The organism is Novosphingobium album (ex Liu et al. 2023), assembly GCF_029076845.1.
Taxonomy (GTDB): Bacteria; Pseudomonadota; Alphaproteobacteria; order Sphingomonadales; family Sphingomonadaceae; genus Novosphingobium.
On sequence record NZ_JARESE010000069.1, the window covers coordinates 1 to 10,772 of the forward strand.

8 protein-coding genes and 1 pseudogene are annotated in these 10,772 nt (G+C 60.3%); 1 reads left to right on the plus strand and 8 read right to left on the minus strand.

The features are described from left to right. Nucleotides 1-125: 125 nt before the first annotated feature. The gene (locus PYV00_RS19690) at nucleotides 126-1,007 is read left to right on the plus strand and encodes an IclR family transcriptional regulator (RefSeq protein WP_275230025.1); all 882 of its coding nucleotides are present in this window, start codon (nucleotides 126-128) and stop codon (nucleotides 1,005-1,007) included. Nucleotides 1,008-1,010: 3 nt separating this feature from the next. Here PYV00_RS19690 and PYV00_RS19695 read toward each other — a convergent pair whose 3' ends face one another. From PYV00_RS19695 to PYV00_RS19730, 8 genes and pseudogenes are all read right to left on the minus strand, one after another. Then, nucleotides 1,011-2,249 (minus strand): MFS transporter, encoded by a 1,239-nt coding sequence (locus PYV00_RS19695; protein WP_275230026.1) that lies wholly within the window; start codon nucleotides 2,247-2,249, stop codon nucleotides 1,011-1,013. 39 nt (nucleotides 2,250-2,288) lie between these two features. Further along, a complete protein-coding gene (locus PYV00_RS19700; protein ID WP_275230027.1) occupies nucleotides 2,289-3,218 on the minus strand; it encodes an NmrA/HSCARG family protein in 930 nt (309 codons plus the stop codon). Between the two features lie 14 nt (nucleotides 3,219-3,232). Further along, a complete protein-coding gene (locus PYV00_RS19705; RefSeq protein WP_275230028.1) occupies nucleotides 3,233-5,035 on the minus strand; it encodes a thiamine pyrophosphate-binding protein in 1,803 nt (600 codons plus the stop codon). A gap of 15 nt (nucleotides 5,036-5,050) precedes the next feature. Then, complete coding sequence (locus tag PYV00_RS19710) at nucleotides 5,051-5,767, minus strand: glutathione S-transferase family protein (protein ID WP_275230029.1); 717 nt, start codon at nucleotides 5,765-5,767, stop codon at nucleotides 5,051-5,053. 9 nt (nucleotides 5,768-5,776) lie between these two features. Continuing rightward, nucleotides 5,777-6,379 carry a carboxymuconolactone decarboxylase family protein gene (locus PYV00_RS19715; protein ID WP_275230030.1) on the minus strand — a complete coding sequence of 201 codons (603 nt, stop codon included), beginning with the start codon at nucleotides 6,377-6,379 and terminating at the stop codon, nucleotides 5,777-5,779. 48 nt (nucleotides 6,380-6,427) lie between these two features. Then, on the minus strand, nucleotides 6,428-8,797 hold the full coding sequence (locus PYV00_RS19720; protein ID WP_275230031.1) for a TonB-dependent receptor: 2,370 nt from the start codon (nucleotides 8,795-8,797) through the stop codon (nucleotides 6,428-6,430). Between the two features lie 171 nt (nucleotides 8,798-8,968). Continuing rightward, entirely contained in the window at nucleotides 8,969-9,790 is an 822-nt protein-coding gene (locus tag PYV00_RS19725) for an IclR family transcriptional regulator (RefSeq protein WP_275230032.1), read from the minus strand. 236 nt (nucleotides 9,791-10,026) lie between these two features. Then, nucleotides 10,027-10,772 (minus strand): annotated as a pseudogene (locus tag PYV00_RS19730) (IS630 family transposase); the annotation flags it as partial.

Here is a 10,772-nt window from a genome sequence, read left to right on the forward strand (position 1 = left end):
CTCCGCCATCGCGCTCGCCGCCACCGTCATCTTCTGGCTATGACCAATGAGTCCTGACCCTAGCGCGCTACTCGCGAACTTCTTCCCCGCACTCGCGCCCGTGGACGGATCGTATGACTTAGCTGGTGACTTATATTTTCTTGTTTATTGAGTTTAACCGGCGCCTTGAAATGGCAGGATTGGGAAGCGAAACAAGGGTGGAGCTGAAACAGCGGGACAGCGAAACGGCAGCAGCCGGAGCCGGTTTGAGGGTTCTGGAAATTCTCATGTCGGTAGCGCAATCGCCAAGGCCGCAGGCCTTGCGGCAACTGACTGCGAATCTGAACTTGCCGCGCGCAAGCTTGCATCGCCTCTTACGGACGTTGGAAGCGAGCGGCTTTCTGGCAGAGCAAGCTGATGGCTTCGTGCTAGGCCCTGAGAGTTATCGTCTGTCCCGGCTAATCGGCAAAAGCGCACCCACCATTGAATTTCCGCAATCGGCGCGCCCAGTGCTTGAATGGCTGGCAAAGGAAACGAACGAGACAGTCATCCTGGGAAAGCTATCAGACCTGCGCCAGGAGATTGTCTATGCCGATGTGATCGTCGCGGAATCGCCGCTGCAATATGCGGTGCCAGCCGGCGACCACCGCCCGCTCTATAGTTCGGCGACGGGGAAAGCCGTTCTTGCCTTCCTGCCGCCAGAAGAGCAGAAACGCTATATCGAGCAAGTGGCGTTTGAGGCCATTACCCCCTTCACCACCCGGCGCGACCAGATTGACGCGATGCTCGAGCGGGTTCGCAAGGCCGGGGTTATTCATGACCGGGACGGACATTTCGTCGGCGCGGGCGCAACCGCTAGTCCGATTTTCGATCGTGACGGCCAGGTCTTTGCGGCAGTGGTGGTTGCCGGCCCCAACGAACGAATGGACGAAAGCCCCGTCCCGATCGCGCCGCGTGTTCGCGATGCGGGGATACGGATTTCGCGGATTATGGGCTATGAAGGTCCGTATCCGCCGCCCTGGCCATAGGGCTTAACCAGCTTCCACCAACGGGCCCGGTGCGGACGTGGCTGCGTGACCTCCGTGCGCGGGGCGCAGGAACAGGAAGCTAAGGCTGCCGAGGAACATGGTGGTCGCAGCAATGCCCAGAAACAGACTATAGCTTCCGGTGGCGGCGACGGTTCGGCTCAGGATAAGCGCACCGACGAGCGCCGAACACGCCATGGCCGCGGCGAACAACCCGAGGATGGTGCTGAAAAGACCCGGTCTGAAATATCGCGTAACAAGATAGGCGGCGATGTCGCCCTCGGCGCCCAGCGAGAAGCCGAGGCTCATTACCGCAAAGGCGGTGAGCGGAACGCTCGGCACGCCCGCGGACAGGGTCATCAGGCCGATACTTGGGATCAGGAAACAGATGGCGGCGACGATCCGGGGCGGGAAACGGTCCAGCGCGATGCCGCACACGATCCGCCCGATGATGACGCCCACTGCAAAGGACGAGATCATCGCCGAGCTTGTTGCAGAACCCATCCCGATGTCGAGGAGAATCAGCTTCAGCTGCGTGGTCTGCATGGTAAAATGGATATTGCAGAATAGCATTGCGCCGAAAATGATCAGGAAGGCGCGATCACGAAAGATTTCGCCATAGTCTCGTGCCGCGGCACCGGACACTACCGGATTCGGGTTACGATCCTCGAAGCCACGCGGGATCGTCGCCATTGCCGCGCCGCCGATCACGGCAGTGATGAATGCCATCAGGAAGTAACCCTGCCGCCAGCCATAGGCGTTGATGAAATACGAAAGCAGCGGCGATCCTATTGCCGCCGCCAGGGCTGGCGCACAGGATGCGACACCCAATGCAAGGCCCCGCGCGCGATCAAAGCTTCGCACGATGAGCCTGTTGTAGACGACTATTCCCGCCAAAGCAGAAATTATCAGCATCTGCGCAAGGCTGAGCATGAAGAAAACCGCGAAGCTGCCCTGCTGCAGCCCAAGACCGGTAAAGACCAGCGGAAGGCCGACTACACCGACAATTGCGATGCGTCGCATTCCATGCCGGTCCGCCAGCCGCCCGACGATGGGCAGGAAGATTGCCGCGATGACGACCGTCAGTCCCACCAGCGCGAATTGCGACCTCTCCCAACCGAACTCCTCAACCAGCTCCGGAGAGAAAAGATTGCTGACATAGTTGCTGATCGTGCCTGCGATCAGGCCAAGGCAGGCTGCGGTAAGCGCCTGCCAGTTTTTCGCGAACTCGCGTAGATAGGTCATCCTCTGGTCCCGGCTCCCGGTGTTGTTTCCACGTGCAGCCTACCCTGATGAACTGAATGATCGAATGGCGAATTCGTCCCGATGCGCAGATATCCACGAGGCGAATGACATCAACGGCACCCCGTAGGCAGGAAGAAGCGTTTCATCGACATGGTAGCCCGCTTCGTTGATCCATTCCTGCGAGCGGACCCAGGGCGCGGGCATGCCCGCCGCCAGCGCTTCATCCGGCCCAACCGCCTTCGCGCGCACTTCAACGTCAAGTGCCTTGCCGAGCGTCGCGGCCATCTCGCCGATCGTCATGGTTTCGGCAGACAGTTCAATCGTCTCGCGGTCGAACCGGGCTGGATGGAGAAGCGCTGCAGCGCCGAACCGGCCAATATCCTCGCCAGCGATCAGCTGCACGGCCGCATCGGCGTTGATCGGGGCAAGCAGCTCGCCTTGAGCAAGTTGCGGGTAGAGTACCGGCGCTTTGGGCGGCAACAGGTTCTGGAGGATGAAGGAGGGGCGAAGGATGGTCCACCGCGCGAAGCCCGCATCGCGCACCGCCTCTTCAATCGCCCATTTGTCGGTCCAGTATTTCTGGTTCCAGCGGCCTGCGGCCCAACCCGGAAAATCCTCGCGCTCATCGACCTGGCAGACCGATGAGTGAACGAAATGAGGAAGGCCGGCCCGCTTCGCCGCAGCGACCAGTCCCAGTCCGTGACGAAGTTCGGAGTCGGTGCCGTCATCGGGTCGTTGCACTGAAAAGATGCCTGCAACGCCTTCCAGCGCCGGGACCAACGCCTCCGCATCATTGAGGTCGCCTTGCACCAGTTCGGCGCCGAGCGAAGCCAACTGCTGTGCCTTTTCGGACGATGGGTTGCGTACCAGTGCCCGCACCCGGGCACCGGCCTTGAGCAAGTGACGCGCGGTAAAGCCACCCTGAGTGCCAGTGCCGCCGACGATGAAGAAAACCGAGTTGTCAGCCATTGGATCTTTTCCGTTCAGTAACCCGAGCCTTTGTCCATCGGCTTGTCCGATGAACCAGCTGCAGATGAAGCGGCGGCAGGAGCGGACGGCGTGCCTGCGAAGCCCAGGTTGTCGCCGTCCTCGCCGTACCAGGTGCGGAACTCGGTGAAGCCCGGGATGCCCACGAAGCTGCTGTTCGCCTCACTGTCGATCACGACATGGATGATGGCCGGCTTGCCCGATGCGAGCGCCCTTTCGACTGCCGGCCCGATGTCCTCGGCCTTCTCGACATATTCTCCATGCGCGCCAAAGGCCTCGGCAGCCTTGTCAAAGCGGACGGCCTTCCCCCAACGCGCCTCTGGGGCGGTGGTATCGGCGCCGTAATTGGCCTTGTAGGATGCAACTTCAATGCCCCAGGCATGATCCACCGCCACGATGCAGATGATCGGCAGATTCTTGCGCACCGCCGTTTCAATCTCAGCGATGTGGAACATGAAAGAGGAATCCCCGGTGAGCAGAACCACGCGCCGGCTATTGCCAACACCCATCTGCGCTCCAAGCGCATAGGGGAGGCCGGGACCGATTGCGCCGTAGTTGGAATTCCACATCGCGTCGCGCGGCAGGAACTGCATGAAGGCGGAGAACCACATGGTTGAGGCGCCGCCGTCGCGCACCACTACCGCATCCTTGGGCAACACCTTGGTTGCTTCCATGGTCAGGCGGGCCGTGTGTATCGGCACGGAGGCGGCAGAGGCCGAGGCAAACAAATTCTGCCGCGCTTTCTCATGTTCGGCCGTCCATCTCGGGAGGTCAGCGGGCAGGTCGCGGCGGACGGAGCCAAGCGCATCTGTCAGCTGCGGCACGATGTCAATCAGGTTGCCGACCAGCGGTACATCGATAGGACGGTTGACGCCGATCGCGGTGGGATCACGCTCGATGTAAATCCACTTCCGGTCAGCATCGCCGCGCGCCCAGTGGCGGCCGCGGCCATAGTGCATCGGCTCGCCGATTTCGGTGCCGATTGCGACGACCACATCAGCTTTGTCGACCACCTCGTTGGCGACCTCGCTGCCATAGGGGAAGGTTCGTTCATCAAGACCCTCGATTACGGCTTCTACCGCGGTGGTCTGGATGACCGGGGCGCCCAACTTGTCGGAGAGCGCCTTGACCGAGGCATGTGCGCGTGAGGCCATCGCTCCCTGGCCGACCAGCAGAACGGGATGCTTTGCCTTCTGGAGGAGCGACACCGCCTCGGCCACTTCGGGAGTGCCGGCGTGTTGGCGGAAAAGACGATAGCGGTGCGGCAGCGGCGCGGGCGGCAGATCGAGCTGTGCCTGCATGACGCTTAAGGGCAGTTCGATAAAGGTCGGGCCCGGTACGCCGCTCATTGCCTGCCGGAAGGCTTCGTGGAAAATCTCGTCCACCTGTTCGGGATATTCGATAACCCCGCAGTATTTCATCACCCCCTCGAAGATCGGTATCTGCGGCATATACTGCATCTTGCCGCGCCGCACCCGCTGTTCATAGAGGCGGTGACGCTGCGCCATGATGAAGACGGCGGGTACATTTTCCTTGGCGAGATAGGCGGCGCCTGCCGCGACATTGGCTACGCCCGGCCCTTTGTTGATACCCATGACCCCGGGCTTGCCAGTCAACCGATAGAGGCCGTCCGCCATCAGTGCCCCGCCTTGTTCGTGGTGCGGGGCAACAAGGTTCATCCCGCGCTTCTCGGCTTCAAGGAACATTGCGAAAAAGCTGGGATCGGGAATCCCGAAAATGGTGTCGACGCCTTCGGCCTGAATCAGATCGATGATGCGCTCGGGGACAGTGCAGGTCATTACGTATTGCTCCAGTCAGCGAATTTCAGAAATGGGAGATTCAGTAATCGCTCGGTGCCGCGCTACGAGTGATGGCAGGTCGGATTGCAGGTCTTTTGCCTCTTGCGCATGGGTGAGGGATTCAAGCACCGGACCGATGACGGGGTGCCGCGCCGCTGCGCGGCAGTAGGCAACAAGGGCGTCGTGCTCTGTCACCGGGTCATTCGGCAGACCCAGCATTGCGGCAATGCGGGTGCAAAGGTGCAGCGAAGGTGCGAGCACGCAGTCGGCAAACGACACTCCGGCGGGTGCTTCGGGCAGCGGCTCACGCATAAAATGTGCAAGCGTGGCCAGGCCATCGCGCCAGCGCGAGATTTCGCTCTCGACTACATTGGGATCCCGCGTTGCCGGGTTGAGATGGGGAAATAGCCGGATTACCGGCGCCATCACGTAATAGTCCATGAAACGCGATGCCCGCTCAACAAGCGCGCGCTTCCCTGCTTGTACCGGGTAGAGGCCTGGCAGTGGAAACTGGGCGTCGAGATAGCGCAGGATCGTATCTGATTCCGGCAGGACGACGCCATCGTCGAGCATCAGGACCGGTATCTTGGCGACCGGATTGATCGCCAGAAACGTTTCCGACCGCAGCCCTCCTTGAGGAGGCGTGGCTTCCTCAAGGTCGATGCCCTTGGCGCGGGCAGCGATTGCCACGCGCGCACCGAAGTTGGAATTGGCGGCCGTGAAGATCTTCATGGCTGCTGATCAAGCTGCTGATTTGGATGGCGTGGAATATCCAAAATCATGGGCGGGACGCACTGCGCCCGCCACGATCGCCCAGAAGGCCCACCACGCGACCCCATTGGTAATTTCCAATGCGCCGCCTTCGCCGAACCGCTTGGAAACGCGGGCGAACAACTCGTCCGTTACCTCGCCCTTGCAGGCTGCCAGCGTGTATTCGATGACCAGCAACTGTTCTTCGTTGAAGATCGTCGTCACTTCCCAGTAGGGAATGGCGGCCTGCAACTCGGCGCTGATGCCGTCACGTTCGGCACTGCTAAGGTGCGACTGGAAGTTGAAGTCGCATTTGAAATGCCAGTTGAGCGTCTGGATCATCAACTGGCGCAGATCCTTGCGGTCGGTCGTCCAGGGGCATTCGCGCGTCATGTAATCGCTGACCTGCAGCAGAAGCAGCGCCAGCTTGGGATCACGCGCAACGATAGCGAAGGCGCCGGCGGTGCCCGGGATTTCGGGCTTTCCGGCAAAGCCCTTCATATGCTCGAAGAGCGCGTCGATCTGCTCGCGCTTCTCGTTACCCACTGGCCCTGGGAATTCGTCGGGCCGATATACCAGCTTTGCACGGGACATAAATCACTCCTCAGGTGCAGGCCGCCGCTGGCGCCTGCCCAGTTACGTTCAGAAACGGTATTCGGCCTGCACCACGACTTCGCGCGGGCGGTTGAAGACGCCGATAAACTCGTTGGTGGTTCCTGCCGGACGACCGGATGTCGACACGAGATAATAGGAATTGGTGAGGTTGCGGCCGATCACCGAAAGGCGGAAGCGCTCATCTTCAGGCGAAAGGTGTACCGACGCATTGAGCCTCCAGTAAGCATCCTGGATACCGCCGGGTGCATTGTCGGCGGATGTGTCGTAACTGGAGCTGCGGGTGGCATCGGCCGACAGGTCGGCTTTCCAGCCGCCCAGAGGCATGGAATAGTCTGCGCCCACGTTGAACACGAACTCTGGTGCACGGACAAGGCGCTCGCCGCTTAGGTTCTGCCGTCCGCCCACGCAGCCCGCAGCTAGAGTCTGGCCGGGATAGCACTGCGCGTCAGCGAAGTTGATGTAACGGGCCCGGTTGTAGCCGGCATTGGCGCGCAGAGTGAAATCGTCGGTGACCAGTAGGCTGGCGGAACCTGATACACCCTTGGTTCGAGCCGCCGCCGCATTCTGGATGCGGAAGCTCACCGTAGTTGGATCGAAGGTGCCGAGCTGCAGATCGTCAAACCGGTACGTGTAGGCGGTGACATTCATTCGCAGCCGCCCGTTGAAGAGGTCGCCCTTATAACCGACCTCAAAGCCCTCGGCCGTTTCCGAGCCGACTTGCACATTCTCGGGTGTCGCAGAGGCGAGCAACAGCGCAGCTGTGGAAATTGCGCCCGACTTGTAGCCGCTCTTGTAGGCGCCGTAGATCAGTTGCCCCGGAGAGGGCTTCCAGCTCAGCGTCACTTCGGGCGATATGTTGTCGTCAGTGAAGCGCGAAGTCAGGACGCTGCCGGCCGGACGGAACGGCAAGGTGCTGACACCCACCGTGTCGTTTACAATGTCCTGCCTTTTCCGGTCGTTCGAGTAGCGTGCGCCCCCCGAAAGCTCGACTGTCGGAATGATCTTCCAGCTGAGCTGGCCAAATACCGACCAACTGCGATTGTCGGCATTAGCCAGTGTTTCGACCGTGGTATAATTCTGTGCTGCGACGTTCAGGCCGGCATGAAACAGGTCGGGGTAATTGCCGAAGAAGCGGGAGGAATCCTCGAAATATGCGCCTACCATGAAGTTGAGCGGATCTTCGAAATCGGACGTAAGGCGCAGTTCCTGGGTGAAGAGTTCGTAATTCTCTTCCTGACCAGCCCAGATGAGGGCGTAGGGCGTAAAGTCGCCGTTACGATTGTCGGTGAAATCCTGTTTGTAGTAGCCAGTGGTTGACGTCAGCGTCACCTCGCCCAGCTTCTTGTTCATGTTTAGCGAGGCGAGCACGGCATCGGTCTTGAATCGCGGAACTCCATTGTTCCCGTTGGGATAGTTGACGGCAAATTGGGGCGGCAGGCCGCCTTCTGATTTGATCCGGTCCTTTTTGCAGTCGCCTGAAGGCAGGGGTGCGCCCAGCGCGGTCGGCACGGTCTGGCCGCCCGCGCAGAACGATTCTGCATAACCGGTTGAGGTGTTGATGTCCTCGTAGCTGGCCAATACCTTCAGCGTCGCGTCGAAATCGTCTGATGGCTCCCAGCGCAGCGTAAGGCGGCCGGCATAGTTCTGCCCTGCCGGCTGGCGCCTTCCATTGTTGGCGCCCGCGGCGAAGACACCGGGTCGTCCGGGGAGTTGCACCGGATCGGCGACGTTGCGCATCCAGCCTTCCTGGTCGCTGGCGCGCAGCGCAAAGCGAGCAGTTAGTGTATCGGTGATCGGCCCGGAAATCGCGCCTTCGAGATAGCGTTCGTCGGCAGTGAATTCGTAACCGGCGCGGATATAGCCCTCAAGCGTGCTGGTCGGATTGGCGCTGGTTACCGAGATAACACCGGCGGGCGAGTTCTTGCCGAAAAACAGTGCCTGAGGACCTTCCAGCACCTCCACCTGGGCGAGGTCAAACATTGCAGTGGTGACAATTCGGCCGCGGCTTAGAACCACATTGTCGATCGCCACCGCTACGCTCTGGTCAAGGCCGGGATCTGTGGCGGTCGAGCTGATACCCCGTATCCCGATGACCGCGCCGGTGCCGACGGTCTGGCGGCCGATGATGACCTGCGGGGCCAATTCGGCGACCTTGGTAAGATCGGTCGCGAGATTATTTTCCAGGGTAGCGGACGAGACTACCGAGACTGCCACCGGCACGTCCTGAAGCGATTCGGCCCGACGGCGGGCGGTGACAAGGATTTCCCCAAAACCTTCGGCTGAAGTTGTTTCCGCAGACTGCGATTCAGCGCCTGCAGTATCCTGCGCAAAGGCCTGCGGCGTAATCAGCACCGCGGCGCAGCCCCCGAGCAACATCCATCTGAAGGTTGTGTTCATCTTCCCTGCTTCCTCTCTTGCCGTGATGCTCACAGCGTCAGTTCTCTATTTGGAACCTGTCTCATATGTGAGATAACCGCCTTGAAGTCGGATTGTCAATGAGCAAGTTTCAGCGCCTCGCCGGGCGAACCAGCGAGGTTGCAGTGTTGCGGAATTGCAAATGTGGAGCCCTTAAACCCTTGGCGGATAAGGCCCAGTATAGCCAAGCAGGCGCGAGATCTTTTCTCCTGCTTCAAGACTTAATCGGAAAAGATGATCCAAAGCCTGCTCAATCCGCTCAGTAGGCCCAGCAATTGAAATGGCACTTTTCACGTCGCCATTCTTGTCACAGCACGGGCTGGCGACAGCACTGGCGCCCATGAAGCTGCCGTTCCGGTCCAAAACGACGCCACGTTCCCGCACTCTTGCCAGCTGAGCGAGCAGTTGTTCCCTGCTCAGTGTCTCGCGAGTCAGTTGTTGGAACTCGGTTTCGGCCAGATATCGGGTTAGTTCTTCGCGTGAGCGGTGGGCGAGGACCACCTGGCCAGAGGCTGCGGCATAGAGTGGGCGCTTGTGGCCCAGCGGCACGGTAAAGCGAAGTGGCGTAGCCGAATTGATCACCTCGACATAGAAGATCTCATTTCCATCGCGCGTCGGAACACCGAGCATGACCGACTCACCTGTTTCACGCGCCAACCATTCAATCGTGGGACGCGACGTGGCAGGCAAGTCCTCCGTTGGCAGCGCCTGGCTAAGCTTCCGAGCTAATTGCTCGGCTTGAGGACCGAGAACATAACAGCCTGATTTCTGGTGCAGGTAGCCACCGTGTTCGAGCGTGCGCAGCAGACGGTGCAAGCTCGACTTGGGCAGCTCCAGTCGATCACGCAGTTCGGTAAAGCTACAACCCTCAAGCTCGGACGCCACGGCCATCAACACTTCAGGAACGCGCAAAATGGCCCGTGGACCGGCCGTCAACCACTCACCGTCTCTGCTATTTTCGCCAACCTCGCTCATCCGCCCAACGTGCACCGGATGGACAGGACATGGCAAGATGATGAAGTGATGTTGTCTCGTCCAGTTGAAGGCACTGATGGGGAACCGGCGTCACTCGACACTGGGTTACCTCAGTCCTATCGACTTCGAACGAGAAGCTGGGGTCGCCTGAATGAGCTTATCTCGGTGTCCACCAAACCGGCAGCAGGCCACTCCGTGGTCATTGCAAACCCGCGTGTAATACCAACCTGCATTGATCATGACCCACGTGCCCATTTCCGTCGACCGATTGTCATGATGTGCCAGGGTTGGTCGACGAGTTTGTTCCAAGCCTGGCAGCAGTGGTCGATGATGTTGTCGTAGGAGGTGAAGACGCGGTTGGAGAGCCAGTTGTCGCGCATGAACTGCCAGATGTTATCGACCGGGTTGAGTTCGGGACATTTGGCCGGGAGGGCGATAATGGTGATGTTGCCGGGGACTTCGAGCTTGTCGGTGGTGTGCCATCCGGCCTGATCCATCAGCACGACCGCGTGAGCGCCCGGCGCGATGGCGAGCGATATTTCAGCAAGGTGCAGTGCCATGGTCTCGGTGTTGCAGAAGGGCAGGACGAGCCCGGCCGCCTTGCCCTGTTCCGGGCAGATCGCGCCAAAGATGTAGGCCGATTTGGTCCGTTGGTCTTTCGGTGCCGAAGGCCGGGTCCCGCGTCTCGCCCAGCGCCGCGTGATCTTGTTCTTTTGTCCAACGTGGGCTTCGTCCTGGAACCATATCTCTATGGGCGTGCCCTTTGGGAGGGTTGCCCTGACCTTTGCCAGCTCGGCAGCGAAGCCCCCCTTTTGAATGCCTCCATGGCATGCTCGTTCTGGGCATGATGGCGAGGCCGCGCGGTGAGCTTCACGTAGCCCAGCTTCTTCAACTCGCGGCTGATGGTGGTCTCATCAAGCGAGACCGCAAATTCGTCATGGAGCCACTGGGCCAGATCGATCAGCCGCCAGCGCACCACCCC